Here is a 16,540-nt window from a genome sequence, read left to right as displayed (position 1 = left end):
GTCAGCCTCCCGGGTTCTGTTCCTGGACAGCCTCGGACGCAGGCTGCACGGTGCGCTTCTCGATCCGCTTGTCCGCGGCCTGCTCCGGCGTCAGCGCGACCACGCGCTGCACGAAGACACCAGGAGTGTGGATGTCGTTGGGGTCCAGCTCGCCGGGCTCGACGAGCTCCTCGACCTCCGCGATCGTGACCCGCCCGCACATCGCGGCCAGCGGGTTGAAGTTGCGGGCCGAGTCGTGGAACACGAGGTTGCCGTGCCGGTCGCCCTTCCAGGCCCGCACCAGCCCGAAGTCCGCCACGATCGCGTGCTCCAGGACGTACTCCTTCTCGCCCTCGGGGGTCTCGAAGACCTGCGTCTGCTTCGGCGGCGAGGCGACGACCACGTTGCCCGCGTCGTCGTACCGCCAGGGCAGGCCGCCCTCGGCGACCTGCGTGCCGACACCGGTCGCGGTGAAGAACGCCGGGATCCCGGAGCCACCGGCGCGCATCCGCTCCGCCAGCGTGCCCTGGGGGGTCAGCTCGACCTCGAGCTCACCGGAGAGGTACTGCCGGGCGAACTCCTTGTTCTCCCCGACGTACGACGCCACCATCCGGCGCAGCCGCTTGTCCATGAGCAGCAGGCCCAGGCCCCAGTCGTCGACACCGCAGTTGTTGGACACCGCCTCGAGGTCCGTGGTGCCCGCCTCCAGCAACGCCTGGATCAGCACCGACGGGATCCCGCACAGACCGAATCCGCCCACCGACAACCTGGCGCCGTCGGGGATGTCCGCCACCGCTTCCGCGGCGCTCGCGACGACCTTGTCCATCGCCCACTCCTCTCCCGGCCCGACGGTCCGCGCCGGGCTCGCTGCGATGCTAGTCACCCTCGCGGAGGGGGCCGATGGGCGCCACCCACACACTAGGCTCGACGACGTGTCCCCCGTCCACGGTGCAGCCCAGGCCGGCCACCGTCGCAGCGACTGGCCCGAGGTCGAGCTGCACGTGGTCAGCGGCAAGGGCGGCACCGGCAAGTCGACGGTCGCGGCCGGTCTCGCGCTGGCGCTGGCGAGCACCGGCAAGAACGTCCTGCTGTGCGAGGTCGAGGGCCGCCAGGGCATCTCCCGGATGTTCGACGTCGAGCCGCTCCCCTACGAGGAGCGGCGGATCGCCCGCGGGCTGCCGTTGGGCGACGTCGCGCCGGGGTCGGTCTACGCGCTGCACATCGACCCGGAGTCGGCGCTGCTCGAGTACCTCTCGATGTACTACAAGCTCGGTCGCGCCGGCCGGGCCCTCGACCGCTTCGGCATCATCGACTTCGCCACCACCATCGCCCCCGGCGTCCGTGACGTGCTGCTGACCGGCAAGGTCTACGAGGCCGTCCAGCGCAACGCCCGCAACAAGGACGCCCTCGCATACGACGCCGTCGTCCTCGACGCTCCCCCGACCGGTCGGATCACCCAGTTCCTCAACGTCAACGGCGAGCTCGCCGGGCTCGCCAAGGTGGGCCCCATCAAGGCGCAGGCCGACACCGTGATGACCCTCTTCCGCTCGCCGCGCACCGTCGTCCACCTGGTCACCGTCCTCGAGGAGATGCCGGTCCAGGAGACGGTCGACGGCATCGCCCACCTGCACGAGGCCCACCTGCCGGTGGGCGGGGTCATCGTCAACATGGTCCGCCCGCGCGACCTCGGACCCGCCGACCTCGAGGCGGCGCGCACCGGCACCCTCGACCGGGAGGCCGTCACGGCCGACCTGGCCCGGGCGGGGGTCCGGGTCTCGCACGAGCTCGTCGACTCGCTGCTCGACGAGGCCCGCGACCACGCCGACCGCAGGGCGCTGGAGGACTCGCAGCGCGAGGTCGTCCGCGCGCTCGACGTGCCGTCCTACGAGCTGCCGCGACTGCCGGGCGGGATCGACCTGGGCGGTCTCTACGAGCTGGCCGCCCGGATGAGGGAGCAGGGACTCGCATGACCCGCAGCCGCCCCCGCGTCGGCCCGCTCGCCGCCACCGCCGAGCGCGCCCCCCGCCTCGACGTCGACGCCCTGCTCGACGACCCGGGCACCGGCATCATCGTGTGCTGCGGCTCGGGCGGCGTCGGCAAGACCACCACCAGCGCCGCGCTGGCGCTGCGTGCCGCCGAGCGCGGTCGCAAGGTCGTCGTGCTCACGATCGACCCGGCCCGCCGGCTCGCCCAGTCGATGGGGATCGAGACGCTCGACAACACCCCCCGCCCGGTGGACGGGGTCGGCCCCGGGACGCTCGACGCGATGATGCTCGACATGAAGCGCACCTTCGACGAGGTGGTGCTCAGCCAGACCACGCCGGAGAAGGCCCGGGCGATCCTGGACAACCCGTTCTACATCGCCCTGTCGAGCTCGTTCTCGGGCACGCAGGAGTACATGGCCATGGAGAAGCTGGGCCAGATCCACCGCCAGGCCCAGGCCGAGGGCACCTACGACCTCATCGTGGTGGACACCCCGCCGAGCCGCTCGGCGCTGGACTTCCTCGACGCGCCCGAGCGACTCTCCAGCTTCCTCGACGGTCGCTTCATCCGGCTGCTGCTCGCCCCGGCCAAGGGCCCGGCGCGGCTGATGACCGCGGGGCTGGGGATGGTCACCAACGCGCTCACCAAGATCCTGGGCGCCCAGGTGCTGCGCGACATGCAGACGTTCGTGGCCGCCTTCGACACCCTCTTCGGGGGCTTCCGCCAGCGGGCGCAGCGCACGTTCTCGCTGCTCCAGGCGCCGGGGACGGCCTTCCTCGTGATCGCCGCGCCCGAGCCGGACGCACTGCGCGAGGCGTCGTACTTCGTCGAGCGCCTCACCGAGGACGAGATGCCGCTGGCCGGGCTGGTGGTCAACCGGGCCAGCCCCGCGGCCCGCACGGACCTGTCGGCGGAGGAGGCGACCGCCGCGGCCGACCGGCTGGGCCGTACGTCGTCGGAGTCGACGACGGCGGGCCTGCTGCGGCTGCACGCCGACCGGGTGCGCATCGTCGAGCGCGAGGCCTATCTGCGTGAGCGCTGGGCGACGGCCCACCCGGGGGTGGAGACCACCGTCGTCCCTGCCCTGGCCACCGACGTGCACGACCTGGTGGGCCTGCGTCGCATCGGCGACCTGCTGGCGGGCGGACCCGCCGGCTAGACGCTCAGACGGTGGCGACGACCTTGACGTGCTCGAGGCGGGCGGTCTCCAGCACGGTGCGCCACGAGGCGGCCGGGCGACGACGGAGGAGGGCCCGGCGCTCACGCTCGGTCATGCCGCCCCAGACGCCCCACTCGATCTGGTTGTCGAGGGCCTCCGCGAGGCACTCGGTGCGCACGGGGCAACCGGCGCAGACCTGCTTGGCCTTGTTCTGCTCCGCGCCACGCACGAAGAGCGCGTCCGGAGTGTCCTGCTTGCAGGCCGCCCGCGGCGCCCAGTCCTCAACCCACATGTTGATCCCCACATTCATGGGACCCGATGGTCACCCCCATAGCGACCATTCACGACCCGGGCTCAAAGGTATGTACCAGTGACAGGTTGAGATAGGGACCACTTGGCTCAAATCACATGGTCCATTGTGACTAGTGCCGACTCGCGAGAAGTGGGGGTGTGATAGCCCCCTCCCGTACATTGGGACCCATGTCCACGCCCTCCCCCCGACGTGAGTCCGGTCGTTCGACGGCCCGGACGGTGGCGTCACACCTCGCCGTGATGGCCGTCGTCTCCGCGATCCTCGGTGTCCTGGTCGCCGGTCTGGCGATCCCGTTCGCCGGTGTCATGGGTGTCGCCGCCAAGGACGTCAGCAAGGGCATGGTCAACCTCCCCGCCGAGCTGGAGGCCAAGGAGCTGGCGCAGAAGACCCGCATCTACGACGCCAACGGCAACCTCATCGCCTCGCTCTACGACCAGAACCGCATCAACGTCCCGCTGAGCCAGATCTCGCGCAAGATGGTGCAGGCGATCGTGGGCATCGAGGACTACCGCTACTACAACCACGGCGCGATGGACATCCGCGGCACGCTCCGCGCCTTCGTCACCAACCAGGCCAGCGGCTCGGTGCAGGGTGGCTCGTCGATCACCCAGCAGATGGTCAAGCAGACCCTGCTGACCCAGGCGGAGACCAAGGAGGAGGCGGCCGCCGCCACCGACGACACCTACGCCCGCAAGCTCCGCGAGCTGCGCTACGCGATCGCCTTCGAGAAGAACTACTCCAAGGACTGGATCCTCGAGCGCTACCTCAACATCGCCTACTTCGGCGACGGTGCGTACGGCGTCCAGTCGGCCGCCCGGCACTACTTCTCCAAGAACGCCAAGAACCTCAACCACGTGCAGTCGGCCCTGCTCGCCGGCCTCGTCAAGAACCCCACGGGCTACGACCCCACCAACTCCCCCGAGCGCGCGCTCAACCGCCGCAACGTCGTCCTCGACCGGATGGCCCAGCTCGGCGTGATCGAGGAGGCCAAGGCCGAGAGGCTCAAGGAGCGCAAGCTCGGCCTCAAGATCGAGAAGTCGCCCAACGGGTGCCAGCAGTCCCAGGCGCCGTTCTTCTGCGACTACGTCGTCAACTACCTGATGAAGGACAAGTCGCTCGGCGACACGGCCAAGGACCGCCGGCGCCTCCTCCAGTCCGGCGGCCTGACCATCCAGACCACCATCGACCTCGACTACCAGAAGGCCGCCGACCAGGCCGTCTCCTCGCACGTCTTCCCGACGGACCAGGCCATCGGCGGACTCGCCATGGTCGAGCCCGGCACCGGCTACGTGAAGGCGCTGGCGCAGTCGCGCCCGATGGGCAAGGACCGGGCCAACGGCCAGACCTACCTCAACTACGTCGTCCCGCGGAAGTACGGCGACGCCAACGGGTTCCAGGCCGGCTCGACGTTCAAGGTCTTCGTGCTCGCCTCCGCCATCAACCAGGGCATCCCGCTCAGCACCTCGATCCGGTCCCCGCAGACCATGGAGATCCCGGACTCGGAGTTCGAGACCTGCAACGGCCCCTACATCGGTGACGGCGGCTGGAACGTCTCCAACTCCACCGGTGAGGGCACCTACGACCTCTACTCCGGCACCCAGAAGTCGGTCAACACGTTCTTCGCCCAGCTCGAGGCCCGCACCGGGATGTGCGAGCCCCTCGAGCTCGCCGAGCAGATGGGCATCACGCTGCCCGAGACCCAGAAGGTCCCGTCCTGGATCCTCGGCGTCTCCGACTCCAACCCGCTGACGATGGCCGAGGCCTACGCCACCTTCGGCGCGCGCGGCATCCACTGCGACTCGCTCCCGGTGACGTCGGTCTCCGACGCCGACGGCAACCTCGTCAAGGACTACCCGCAGACCTGCGAGCAGGTGATGCCCGGCGCGACGGCCGACGCCGTCAACGACATCCTGCGAGGGGTCATGGAGCCCGGCGGCTTCGGCCAGAACATCGCCATCGACAAGCCGTCGGCCGGCAAGACCGGCACCAACAACGACAACATGTCGGTGTGGTTCGCGGGCTACACCCCCGAGATCGCCGCCGCCGCGATGGTCGCCGGCGCCGACCCGCTGGGCAACTGGGTGACGCTCAACGGCCAGTCGGTGGGTGGCACCTTCATCTCCAGCGCCTTCGGCTCCACGGTGGCCGGCCCGATCTGGGGAGATGCCATGGCCGCCGTCTCGCCCAAGCTCGACTACACCGATTTCACCACGCCGAGCGGCGACCAGATCGCCGGCCTCCTCAGCGCGGTGCCCGAGGTGAGCGGGATGACGCAGGAGGCGGCCACCGCGACGCTCGAGGCGGCGGGCTTCGCCGTCAGCGTGGGCGGTCAGGTCAACTCCGAGGTGGGCGCGGGCCTGGTGGCCTACTCCTCCCCCGGCAGCGGCACGTCGCTGAGCAGCGGTGACACCGTCGTCATCTACCCCTCGACCGGGTTCGTCCCGCCGCCCCCGCAGCCCGAGGGCAACGGCGGTGGCAACGGCGGCGGTGGCGGTGGCGGCAACTCCGGTCCCGGCAACAACGGCAACGGGAACGGCAACGGGAACCGCTGACCCACCCGCCGCCCGGCCGCGTCAGCCGAGCTGGCGGCGTACCTCCGCGGCGACCGCGCCACCGTCGGCGCGGCCCTTCACCTGCGGGGTGACGACGCCCATGACCTTGCCCATGGCACGCATGCCCTCACCGGCCGCGCCCGTCTGGGCGATGGCCGACGTGACCAGGTCCGCGATCTCCGCCTCGGTGAGCTGCTCCGGCAGGTAACCGGCGATCACCTCGCCCTCGGCGGCCTCCTTGGCGGCCATCTCGGGCCGGTTGCCCTCCTCGAAGGCCACCGCCGCCTCGCGGCGCTTCTTGGCCTCGGTGGACAGGACCCCGATGATGTCCTCGTCGGTGAGCTCGCGCTGCACCTTGCCCGAAACCTCGGCGTTGGTGATCGCCGTCAGCACCATGCGCAGCGTCGAGGAGCGCACCTCGTCGCGGGCCTTCATCGAGGCGGTCAGGTCGGTGCGGAGACGGTCCTTGAGGGTGCTCATGTGGCCATTGTGGCAGCCTTGCGGCATGCCTCTCCTCCCCTTTCTCGGCCGCACCCTCGGCACCGGCCTCGCGGCGGGAGCGGCACTGGCGACGTACGCCGCGTGGGAGGCCCGGCAGTACACCCTGCGGGAGGTGAGCGTCCCGCTGCTCCCCGCCGGGCACCGCCCCCTCCGGGTGCTCCACCTCAGCGACATCCACATGGCGCCCGACCAGCGCGCCAAGCGGGAGTGGCTGCGCGGGCTGGCGGACCTCGAGCCTGACCTGGTCGTCGACACCGGCGACAACCTCGCCCACATGCGGTCGGTCCCCTTCGTGCTCGACGCGCTCGGGCCGCTCCTCGCCCGGCCCGGCATCTCGGTCTTCGGCTCCAACGACTACTTCTCGCCCGGGTGGCGCAACCCGGCGCGCTACCTGCTGCCCGACACCGGGCACCGCAACACCCACACCCCCCAGCTCCCGTGGCGTGACCTGCGTCGCGGCCTCGTCGACGCCGGGTGGGTGCACCTGTCCAACGAGCTCGGCTCGCTCACCGTCGGTGACACGACCTTCGCACTGGCCGGGATCGACGACCCGCACCTGGACTACGACGACCTGACGGCCGTGGCCGGTCCGGCGGACCCCACCGCCGACGTACGCCTCGCGATCACCCACGCGCCGTACCTCCGGGTCCTCGACCGCTTCGCCGCCGACGGGTACGACGCCGTCCTCGCCGGCCACACGCACGGCGGCCAGGTGTGCCTGCCCGGCTACGGCGCACTGACGACCAACTGCGACATCGAGCCCGCCCGGGCGAAGGGCCTGCACCGGCACCCGGCCGACTCGCGTCCCGGTGATCCCGGCTCCGCGTGGCTGCACGTGTCGGCGGGCATCGGCACCAACCCCTACGTCCGCTTCCGCGTCGCCTGCCGCCCCGAGGCGACCCTGCTGACGCTGGTCCCGCGGGCTTGATCCGCGACCCTGATCTCCCCCGCCGAGCCCGATTTCTGACCGGTCCGACGGCTCGGGTATGCTCGCCGTGCTCCGATGCCGGACACCGGTGAAGAGCGGATCGGGCTGTGGCGCAGCTTGGTAGCGCGCCTCGTTCGGGACGAGGAGGCCGCAGGTTCAAATCCTGTCAGCCCGACCATGTGATGTCTCCCGACATCGATCAGGCCGGACCCGCGAGGGTCCGGCCTGATCTGTCTCGGGCCGTCAGCTCAGCAGGAAGGAGTCGACGCCGACGTAGGGTCGACCGGCCGTCCCCTCCACGACGATCCTGATCGTGTGCGTGCTGCTCGAGGGGAAGTTGAACCACGCGACCACGGTCCGGTAGCTCGCGCTGGCGCGGTAGTTGTCGATCGTGAACTGGTAGGTGCCGTCGAGGTAGACGAACGCGCGACCGCCCTGCGGACCCTGGGTGCCGACCAGCCCGAAGTTCGTCCCGGTGACCTGCACGGTCATCTGCGCGTTGGCCTGGCTGCTCTCGTAGGACTGGCCGTTCATGTAGGCGGGGTCGGAGTAGCTGAGCCAGCTGCCGGAGTACGCCGCCACGCTCTCGGCGTAGTTCTGGGGCGTGAACTGCGCGCTCAGCGACCAGTCGCTGAGGTTGCCGGCAGCGTCGTACGCCGCCACCGCGAACTGGTACGACGAGCCGAACGCGAGGTTGTAGGTCACGCTCGTCTGGGTGTCGCCGATCGGGAGCTCGAGCCAGTTGCCGCCCCCGGCCCGGTAGTAGAGGACGTACTTGCTCACCCCGACGTTGTCGGTCCCGGCCCAGGAGAAGGTCATCGGTGCCTGCGCGTCGTTGGCCACGTAGGAGGTCGCGAACTGCTTGCCGAAGGACGTGATGGACGGCTTGACGGAGTCGCCACCAGCGGTCGAGGGCGCCACCAACCCGTGGGCGAAGGTGGCCTCGTAGAGATCGCGTCGGACCGCGTCCCACGTCATGTAGACGTAGCCGCCCACGCCGTGGTCGGTGCCCCACGAGTTCTGGATGAAGAGTCCGTTGGCGTCGTAGCCCAGGGCCAGCATCTCGTGCAGGCCGTTGGTGAGGGCACCGGTCCCGGCGTACCAGCCCGAGCCGTAGGTGTTGAAGTCCTGGCGGACGCGGAAGGCGATGGCCACCGGGTGTCCGGCGGCCAGCCGGCTCTTGAGGGCCTCGACCTCCGTCGGGGTCGTGCCGACCGTCGGACCGCCGAGGCTGTCCGCGTGGCGGAAGATCGTGTCCCATCCGCTGAGGCGGTAGTTGGCTGCATTGGCCACCTGCGAGGCGTTCGGTCGCACGTTCCAGGTGGTCGCCCACCCGCCGCCGTAGTGCGCGGCCGTGTCGACACCCTGGGCCCGGAGTACCTCCAGGGCGTCCTTGGCGTGGGAGCCCGACGGCTGGCCGGCGGCGTCGAGGCGGACGTAGGTCTGCGAGTAGACGTACATCGGCGCGAACGGCACCGACTCACCGTACTTCTGCCGGTAGTACCAGCCCACCAGCCCGTACGCCGTGGTCCAGGAGACGCACGAGTTGAGGTCTCCCTGGCTCTGCACCGCCATGGCGGATCCGCGCAGGTCGACGGAAGCGGGTGCCCCGGCTCCGTCACCGGCACCGGGCGCGGTGTCCGCCTCGATCGCGACCTCGTCCTCGGGCAGGGGCGGCTCGGCACCGAAGCCGAGCTGGTCGACGGGCGTGACGACCGTGTCGTCCGTGGGCGGGGCGACGACCGCGGCCCTCGCCCGCACCAGCACGGTGCGCTTCGAGGTCGCCTTCCTGCCCGTCCGGTCCTTGACCACCAGCGTGGCCACGTACGCGCCGGGCTTCGCATACGCGTGCCTCCGGATCACGGCGAGCTTCCTGCTGCGTGTGCTGGACCCGTCGCCGTACCTGATCCGGAGGACCTTGAGGCCGCGCTTCGCACGCGAGCCCTTGGTCCGGAACGACGTGGCAGCGCCCGCCTCGAGGGTGGCGTCCCCGACGGTCAGCCGCGCCCTGAGAATCCTGCTCGCGCGCAGCGCGGCGCGCGCGTCGTCGCCCATCGGAAGCCTCGCGACCCGGGTGGCGTCGTCCTCCCCACCCGCCGCACTGATCCGGACCAAGGCGCTGTCGTGCACCCGCCGCTCGTCCGATCGGGCCGAGGCAGGAAGGACCGTGAGGCCGAGGGTGAGGGCCGTGACCAAGGCCGTGCACAGGATCCGGGTGCTCCGGCGGGGGACGCCGGACCTCTTACGTGGTGTGGACATCGGTGACCTCCAGCTCGGGCCGCGGGGCTGCGGTAGGACCACGCTGGGCGGCTCCCCTGAGGACGCGCTGAGGTGTCCGGACCAGTGGCGCGAGGTGGTCAGTCGCCCTTGTCGGGGCGCGGGCAGGCGGTGACCGCGCAGGTGTCGCTCCGGGGAGCGCGGGGCAGGTGCGTGCGGCCGGTCGGCGTGCTGCGGTCGGGGGCGGGCGGCGCACCGGTGACCACCGGGGCGGCCGTGGTCGTCACTGTCTCCTCCTGCTGCTGGGCCGGGGGCTGCACCACGGGCGGGGGTGCCGTGGGCTTCTTCTTGGGGGGCACGTAGCGGTCGACCCGCACCCGCGCGCTGCGGGTCAGGGCGCCGACGTTGCCCTTGCCCGACCCCACCACCACGCGCACGTTCCACCGTCCGGGGTGACCGGCCTTTGCCGTGAGGGTGAACTTCCCACCGCTGCGAGTCTTCGACTTGTCGAGGGTGCGCCACTGGCGACCCACGCGCCGCTGGAGCCAGGTCGTGGTCCCCTTGTTGCCGGGCTTGATCCTCCCCACCACGGTGATCCGCTGGCCCTCGGTGATCCGGGCATCCAGCAGTCGTGCCTTGATGCGCGCGGCGACGTCCACCACCACCGTCTCCGACTGGCTGCCCTCGTAGACCGGTGAGCCGGTGGCCGAGAACCAGTACTCCGTGCGCCTGCTGGGTCGCACCGCGAAGCCCGCGTAGTACTGCGCGTCGAAGGTGCCGTCCGCGACGCGGACGAAGTCCGTCTGGCCCCACGTCCTCGACCACAGCGTGCCCGGCCCGGTGTAGTACTCCGGGACGGCACCGGCGTGCCCATGGCTGTGGCCCAGCATCCAGAACTTCTGCTGGAAGCCTGCGATGAATCCCGCCCCGTCGCGCACCGTCTCGCCGTCGGTCGACCACTCGAGGTGGGCCATCGATGGCGCCCCGTCGAGGTCGTACGACGACGAGGTCGCGGCGCTGCCGACGCGCAGCCGGTCGGCGTAGAACGCCTCACCGTCGCACCCCATCAGCACGCCAAGCTCCACGCCGTTGCCGTTGCCGAGGAACTGGGTGAAGCCGGGGACGGTGTAGGTCCCGGGCCAGGTCTGCACGAAGGCCCCCTGGTCGTACTGGCTCCAGGTCAGCTGGACGCCCAGGAGGTTGTAGCGCTGCCAGGTGGTGGTGGAGGCCGTGAGCGGCGCCCAGCCCTGCCAGTAGGTGTCCGCGTCCTGGTAGTAGCGGGCGAAGACGTGGCCGCGACTCGACCCGCCGGGGGCCAGCAGGTCGACCTCGAAGGCGCCGAGGCTGGCGGGTTCCGGGGTGAACGCTACCGGCCCCACCTCGTAGCCGGTGGATCCGAGCTGCCAGCCGAGGGCGTGCGAGCCGAGGGTCCCCGACGCCTGCGCCAGGTTGTACTGCAACGGCGGCGACACCACGCTCGTGCAGCTGTCGCCGACGAGGCGGAGGTTCGGCGTGGTCGCCAGCGCAGCGTGCCCCGCGACGACGTATGCCGTCTCAGCCGCGTGCGCCGGCGGCGCGAGCAGGGTGAGCGGCAGCAGTGCGGCGACCCCCAGGACGACGACTCTCCTCATGGCATGACTCCTCGAGCTCGTGGCTGTCCCAGGACTGACGACCCAACCCCGCGTCGCTGAGGCCCCGCTGAGGTGTGACCTCAGGGCCACCTCAGTGCGCGTTGGAACCCTCCGTGGACCACCACCGGTCGCGCCCCGGTCATCGGGAGCCGACCGGGAGCCGACCGAGAGCAAGGGGCCGCGTGATGCCACTGGGACCGGAGGACCTGACGCGCATGGCTGCGGCCCTGCGGTTCGTGCTGGACTCCGCCACCGACCCCACCAGCCCTGGCCGGCTCCGGGTGGACCTGGTGCAGCGTCTCGGCCCCGAGGAGTCCCACCGCCTGCGCGCCCTCCTCCACCAGGTGGTGACGGCTGCGGAGGAGAACCTCCCGACCGCGCTCCGCCGCGTCAACCCGCTCACCCCCGAAGTGCTGCGCCGCCTCAGCGCGGAGCTCGCCGAGTCCCGCGGGTGGTCTGGTGCCGCCGCCGAGCGGACGACCCGGGTGTGGGTCGCAGCGCTCGGCCGCGACGACCTGGCCCACGCGCCGTGGCCGTCACCGCCCGGGGCGTCGAGACCCGGCGTCGAACCGCCCCCGCAACCCCTGCCGCTCGGCGTGACCGCGGCACCGCCCGGGATGCCCCCGGCCAACCCAGGCCCGGCCAACGCAGCCCGGGCCGCGGCTCCACCGGTGCGCGTCGCCCCGCCCGCACCGCCGGCTTCCGACTCGCGGTGGCCCCGAACCCCGAAGCAGCTGGCCGCCCACACCCACGACCGCTCCGGACAGCCGGCCCGCGGGGTCGTCCTCGCCTACGGCGGCATGAACCTGGCGCTCTGCGTGCTCCTCGTCCTGCTGCTCCTCACCGTCCTCGTCATCCCCGTTCTCGTCTGGGACGTGAGTGGGCTGCTGCTGCCTGTCGTGGGTACCCTCCTGGCGTCGGTGCTGGTGCGTAGCCTGGGCCGCGGCGCACTCGTCGCCACCGACGGTGGCGTGGAGTTCACGCCGTACGACCAGCTGATGCGCCACCCCCGACCGGAGCACGGGTTCGCCGCCCCGTGGTCCGAGGTGAGCGTGACCGAGGGATTCGTCTCGGTGGTCCGCCTCGCCGGCCACCGCGTGCAGGTGGGACCCCGCAACCGGACGTTCGCACAGCTGGCCGCGGCAGCGAGCGGAGGACGGGGATGAGGCGCGCGACGCCCTGCTCAGACCTCGAGCACGCCCCGCGCCCGCCCGAAGTCGATGGTCGTGCCGAGCAGCAGCCCGATGCTGCGGCCGGTGTCGACCGCACGGGGGTCGCCGCCGGGAGCGGTCACCCGCCAGGGGCCCGCCCCGAGGTTGCGCAGTCCCCACAGGCCGGGCCGGGTGGGGTGCGCGACCACCTCACCGACGACCCTGTCATAGGCGTAGTCGCGCTGGAGGTGGTGGCGCGTCACCTGGGTGCCGGCGTTGAGCACCAGCACCCGGTTGTCGATGCGCAGACGCACCGGCGGGGTGATCGGCCGCTCGCAGGCCCAGCAGTCGCGCATGGGGCGCCCGTCCTCGGTGAGGTTCTCCCGCCCGCACTGGCACACCACGATCGAGTCGAGCAGCCGGGAGAGGTGGGAGCGCCAGACCCCCTCGCGGACCCGCTTGGCGGGGTCGCGCAGCCCGACCGTGAAGGCGCGCGTGAAGTCTTCGCGCACGTACGGCGGGTAGAGCGGCCAGTACTGCAGGACCGCGCCGTGGATGACCGGGTCCGGACCGTTGGAGTCGTCGACGGGGTCGAAGATGAAGAGCGGGTCGGTCCCGAAGAGCGATCGCTCGGCCTCGCGGTCGAAGCAGTCGAAGGCGAGCTCACGACGGCCCTGCAGCGGGTGGTGGAACATCAGGAGGTAGAAGATCAGCACCGCCAGCGAGAACAGGTCGGTGGAGGTGGACGGCTGCGCGTCCCCGCTCACGACCTCCGGGGCCATGAAGCGCGAGGTGCCGAGGACCCGCGCGGGCTCTCGCCCGTCGATGCCCACGTTGTCGTTGTCGCAGACGAGCGGGCGTCCGGTCGTGGGGTCGAAGAAGACGTTGCCGAGGCTGATGTCGCGATAGCACAAGCCCTGCGCGTGCAGCTTGAGGAAGCAGTCCGCGAGACCCATGCACAGCCGAGTGACCGCGGAGAAGGACGCGTCCGCCCGCCCCGTCAGCAGGTCGGCGATGGGCAGGTAGCCCGGCGGCCGCAGGGGCATGACGTAGCCGAAGCCGCCGTCCGGGCCGTCGATCACCTCGATCGGCCACAAGAAGGCGTCCGACGGCGCCGGCACCTGCGCGAGACGGGTCAGGGCGGCATGCTGGACCGGGTGCGCCGCCTCGGCGCGGTACCACTTCAGCGCGAGCCTGCGGTTGTCGCCGGGGGCGTCGGCCTCGAGCGCGAACACGGCGCCCTGGCCACCCTCACCGAGCAGCTCTCCCACTCGCCAGGCCCCGCCGTGACGGGGCAGGAGTATCCGCGTGCCTCGTGGCAGCAACCCCATCACCTCACTTCCGTTGCATCATCACCCACCCGAGTCCGACTGGCCACTGGTCTGCTCCACACCTGCCCCACGCCGGGTACGCCGCGCGGACCGTCGAGGAGGCGCACGTGACCGAGCGACCAGGTGCCCAGCTCGCGCGGCGTCCCCTCCACTTCTTCCTCCTGGCCGACTGCTCGGGGTCGATGGCCGCCCGCGGCAAGATGACCGCGCTCAATACGGCGGTGCGTGAAGTGCTGCCCCTGCTCGCCGAGACGTCGCAGGGCAACCCGCACGCCGACGTCTCGGTCCGGGCGATCGGCTTCGCCACCGGCGCCCGCTGGCACGTGGGCGTCCCGACCCATCCCGACGCGCTGGACTGGGTGGACCTCGAGCCCGGCGGCTACACCGACCTGGGTGCGGGCATCGACCTCCTCTGCGGGGCTCTCACGGTGCCACCCATGGAGGAGCGGGCGCTGCCCCCTGCCATCGTGCTCGTCTCCGACGGCATGCCCACCGACGACTTCGAGGAGTCCATGCAGCGGCTGCTCGCCCTGCCGTGGGGAGCCCGGGCGGTCCGGATGGCCGTCGCGATCGGTCACGACGCGGCGTACGACACCCTTGCCACCTTCATCGCCGACCCCGAGATCGAGCCGGTCACCGCCGCCAACCCCGAGCAGCTCATCCTCGCGCTGCGCTGGGCGACGGCCCACGTGGCACGGGCCGCCTCCTCGCTCGCCGCCGCGGCCCCGCCGCCGGCCCAGGTCACCGCCTGGTCGATCGAGGACGAGGAGACGGTGTGGTGAGCGACGCCGAGCCCGCCTGCTGGCGTGCGACCACGGCGTCGCAGCGCGGGTCGTCCCACGCCGGCTCGTCGCCCAACCAGGACGCCGCCGCGATGCACGCCGTGGGTGCGGCGGGGCGCACCTGGGTCGTCGCGGTCTCGGACGGGCACGGGGGCGCCCGCTACGTGCGCTCCGACGTCGGCGCCGCACTGGCCGTCGAGGTGGCACTCGCCCGGGTCACCGCCGCCCTGGGCGACGCCGCGCCGTCCGACCCCGTCGGCACCCTGCGCCGGGCGGTCCCCGAGGTGGTCGCGGCCTGGCGGGCCGCGGTGGCCGAGCACCGCTCCACCCGCCCCTTCACGGCGGAGGAGCACGCCCGCGCCGGCCGGTCACTGGAGCCCGAGCCCGAGGTGGCCTACGGGGCCACGCTGCTGGTGGCGATCGTCGGCGAGGACGGCGTCGGCATCGCCCAGGTGGGTGACGGCGACGCGTTGATCCGGTCCCACGGCTATGCCGTCCGCCCTGTCCCCGGGGACGCGCGGCTCGCCGCCGGCCAGACGACGAGCCTGTGCCTGCCCACCGCGGAGGACGACTTCCGCTACGCCGGGCTGCCGCCGTCGGCCGAGGCCGACCTGGTGCTCCTGGCCACCGACGGCTACGGCAACTCCTTCGCCGAGGTCGACTGGTGGCACGACCTCCTGGGCGACCTGGCGTCGTACGCCGCGTCCGACGGCTTCGAGGCGCTCGAGTCGGGGCTGCCCGCCTGGCTCGCCGACTCCGCCGAGGTGGGCGGCGACGACGTGACCGCCGTCGTGCTGGTGCGCGAGCCCCTCGCGGTCCCCCCGCATGCCGCCCTGCCGCCCCCGCAGCGGCCGCCAGCCGCGGTGAGCGGACCGCGTGCGGACGCGGGCGACGAGGGCGACGAGGGCGACGGCGCGGTCGGCGCCGGGTTCGTCGGCCGCACCCGGGATCTGCCCGACCACGAGGCGGCCGGCGGGGCGACCGCGACCGCACGCCGGCGCCGCGCGGTGCTGGCCTTGCTCGGCGTCGCGGTCGTCGTGGTCACGGCGCTGGTCGCCGCACGCCTCGTCGGCGCGTCCGGCTCGCCACGGCCCGACGACCCGGCACCCCCCACGTCGACGAGCACCCCGACCCCGGCGGGCACCGGGTCGGGGACCGGCCGGGTCCGCGACGACCGCACGCCACCCTCGGGGGGGGACGCGCAGGACCGCAAGCCTCCGCGGCGCGGCAACGACCCCGCCCGTCCCGGCACCGGTCCCGGTGAGGCCGACATGTCGCCCCCGACCGAGCCTGCCGACCCCGGCGACCCCGGCGACCCCGGCGACCCCGGCGACTCCGGCAACCCGGGCGGACCCGGGTGACCGGGGTGCGCGGCGCACCCCTCAGTCCCACCTCAGCGCGCCCGGACAGTCTTTGACCACTCCCCCGATCGGGGGACCAGACACGACACGGAGGTAGGACGATGGCACGAATCGGTGGAGAGCTCGAGCAGCTGGTGACCCTGCGGGGCGTCTTCGAGCGCGAGTCGGGAACCGTCGACGAGCTGACGCGGACCATCCGCGGGCAGCTCGCCGGGACGAGCTGGGAGGGACCGGCCGCGGACCGCTTCCGGCAGATGTGGGACGCGGAGTTCGAGCCGAACCTGTCCAAGCTCCGGACCGCCCTCCAGGACGCCGCCATGGAGGTCTCGCGCCGGCGCGAGGCCCTGATGCAGGCGGGCAGCTGACCATGACCCTCGTGACCGGCGACCCCGCCAGCATGCGGGCCGCCGCCGCCCAGCTCCGCACCAACGCGGAGACGCTGAGCGGCATCGCGGCGCAGGTGGACGGCAGCGTCGTGGGGATGGCGTACGCCGGCCCCGCGGCGGACCGGTTCCGGGGGTCGATCGCCACGCAGAGCGGACGACTACGGGCCGTGTGCGCCCGGATGGTCAACACGGCCGACACGCTCGTGCGCCAGGCCGCCGTCGTCGAGGAGCAGATGCTCCTCGCCGCCGCCCAGGAGAGGTACTGA

The 16,540-nt window shown here is 72.1% G+C and carries 15 protein-coding genes and 1 tRNA gene; 10 read left to right on the top strand and 6 right to left on the bottom strand.

Annotated features, from left to right (window positions below):
• Window position 1: 1 nt before the first annotated feature.
• Window positions 2–805, bottom strand: a complete 804-nt coding sequence (locus DAE25_RS00350; RefSeq protein WP_107764299.1) for a CoA transferase subunit A — start codon at window positions 803–805, stop codon at window positions 2–4.
• A 106-nt stretch (window positions 806–911) separates the two neighbouring features.
• On the opposite strand from DAE25_RS00350, the gene DAE25_RS00345 reads away from it, so the two are divergent.
• Window positions 912–1,949 carry an ArsA-related P-loop ATPase gene (locus tag DAE25_RS00345; RefSeq protein ID WP_456093760.1) on the top strand — a complete coding sequence of 346 codons (1,038 nt, stop codon included), beginning with the start codon at window positions 912–914 and terminating at the stop codon, window positions 1,947–1,949.
• Entirely contained in the window at window positions 1,946–3,121 is a 1,176-nt protein-coding gene (locus DAE25_RS00340; protein ID WP_107764297.1) for an ArsA family ATPase, read from the top strand. The genes DAE25_RS00345 and DAE25_RS00340 overlap by 4 nt, the downstream gene beginning before the upstream one ends.
• A 4-nt stretch (window positions 3,122–3,125) precedes the next feature.
• On the opposite strand, the gene DAE25_RS00335 is transcribed toward DAE25_RS00340, so the two are convergent.
• Window positions 3,126–3,413 carry a WhiB family transcriptional regulator gene (locus DAE25_RS00335; protein ID WP_056888301.1) on the bottom strand — a complete coding sequence of 96 codons (288 nt, stop codon included), beginning with the start codon at window positions 3,411–3,413 and terminating at the stop codon, window positions 3,126–3,128.
• Between the two features lie 188 nt (window positions 3,414–3,601).
• On the opposite strand from DAE25_RS00335, the gene DAE25_RS00330 reads away from it, so the two are divergent.
• The gene (locus DAE25_RS00330) at window positions 3,602–5,986 is read left to right on the top strand and encodes a transglycosylase domain-containing protein (protein WP_159083491.1); all 2,385 of its coding nucleotides are present in this window, start codon (window positions 3,602–3,604) and stop codon (window positions 5,984–5,986) included.
• 21 nt (window positions 5,987–6,007) lie between these two features.
• Here the strand turns inward: DAE25_RS00330 and DAE25_RS00325 are convergent, their stop codons facing one another.
• The gene (locus DAE25_RS00325) at window positions 6,008–6,466 is read right to left on the bottom strand and encodes a GatB/YqeY domain-containing protein (protein WP_107764296.1); all 459 of its coding nucleotides are present in this window, start codon (window positions 6,464–6,466) and stop codon (window positions 6,008–6,010) included.
• A gap of 25 nt (window positions 6,467–6,491) precedes the next feature.
• Here DAE25_RS00325 and DAE25_RS00320 point away from each other — a divergent pair, with 25 nt between their 5' ends.
• Window positions 6,492–7,415, top strand: a complete 924-nt coding sequence (locus DAE25_RS00320) for a metallophosphoesterase (protein WP_107764295.1) — start codon at window positions 6,492–6,494, stop codon at window positions 7,413–7,415.
• A 101-nt stretch (window positions 7,416–7,516) separates the two neighbouring features.
• Window positions 7,517–7,593, top strand: a tRNA-Pro gene (locus tag DAE25_RS00315).
• 65 nt (window positions 7,594–7,658) lie between these two features.
• Here the strand turns inward: DAE25_RS00315 and DAE25_RS00310 are convergent.
• Together DAE25_RS00310 and DAE25_RS00305 are read right to left on the bottom strand one after the other, a co-directional pair.
• A complete protein-coding gene (locus DAE25_RS00310; RefSeq protein WP_107764294.1) occupies window positions 7,659–9,674 on the bottom strand; it encodes a C1 family peptidase in 2,016 nt (671 codons plus the stop codon).
• Window positions 9,675–9,772: 98 nt separating this feature from the next.
• The gene (locus tag DAE25_RS00305) at window positions 9,773–11,263 is read right to left on the bottom strand and encodes a hypothetical protein (protein ID WP_107764293.1); all 1,491 of its coding nucleotides are present in this window, start codon (window positions 11,261–11,263) and stop codon (window positions 9,773–9,775) included.
• 185 nt (window positions 11,264–11,448) lie between these two features.
• Here DAE25_RS00305 and DAE25_RS00300 point away from each other — a divergent pair, with 185 nt between their 5' ends.
• Window positions 11,449–12,429, top strand: coding sequence for a hypothetical protein (locus DAE25_RS00300; protein ID WP_159083490.1), 981 nt, complete (start codon window positions 11,449–11,451; stop codon window positions 12,427–12,429).
• A 17-nt stretch (window positions 12,430–12,446) separates the two neighbouring features.
• Here the strand turns inward: DAE25_RS00300 and DAE25_RS00295 are convergent, their stop codons facing one another.
• Window positions 12,447–13,685, bottom strand: coding sequence for a protein kinase domain-containing protein (locus DAE25_RS00295; protein WP_159083489.1), 1,239 nt, complete (start codon window positions 13,683–13,685; stop codon window positions 12,447–12,449).
• A 167-nt stretch (window positions 13,686–13,852) separates the two neighbouring features.
• On the opposite strand from DAE25_RS00295, the gene DAE25_RS22975 reads away from it, so the two are divergent.
• The 4 genes from DAE25_RS22975 to DAE25_RS00280 all read left to right on the top strand — a co-directional run bounded on the left by DAE25_RS22975 (window position 13,853) and on the right by DAE25_RS00280 (window position 16,540).
• Window positions 13,853–14,527, top strand: coding sequence for a vWA domain-containing protein (locus DAE25_RS22975; protein ID WP_159083488.1), 675 nt, complete (start codon window positions 13,853–13,855; stop codon window positions 14,525–14,527).
• Entirely contained in the window at window positions 14,524–15,888 is a 1,365-nt protein-coding gene (locus DAE25_RS00290) for a protein phosphatase 2C domain-containing protein (RefSeq protein WP_159083487.1), read from the top strand. Before DAE25_RS22975 ends, DAE25_RS00290 begins: the two co-directional genes overlap by 4 nt.
• Window positions 15,889–15,989: 101 nt before the next feature.
• The gene (locus DAE25_RS00285; protein WP_107764289.1) at window positions 15,990–16,253 is read left to right on the top strand and encodes a WXG100 family type VII secretion target; all 264 of its coding nucleotides are present in this window, start codon (window positions 15,990–15,992) and stop codon (window positions 16,251–16,253) included.
• 2 nt (window positions 16,254–16,255) lie between these two features.
• Window positions 16,256–16,540, top strand: coding sequence for a hypothetical protein (locus DAE25_RS00280; protein ID WP_107764288.1), 285 nt, complete (start codon window positions 16,256–16,258; stop codon window positions 16,538–16,540).

Source organism: Nocardioides terrigena (genome assembly GCF_003047265.1).
Lineage (GTDB): Bacteria > Actinomycetota > Actinomycetes > Propionibacteriales > Nocardioidaceae > Nocardioides > Nocardioides terrigena.
Note: the sequence above shows the minus strand (reverse complement) of the source record. Positions and strands in the feature narration are given on the sequence as shown.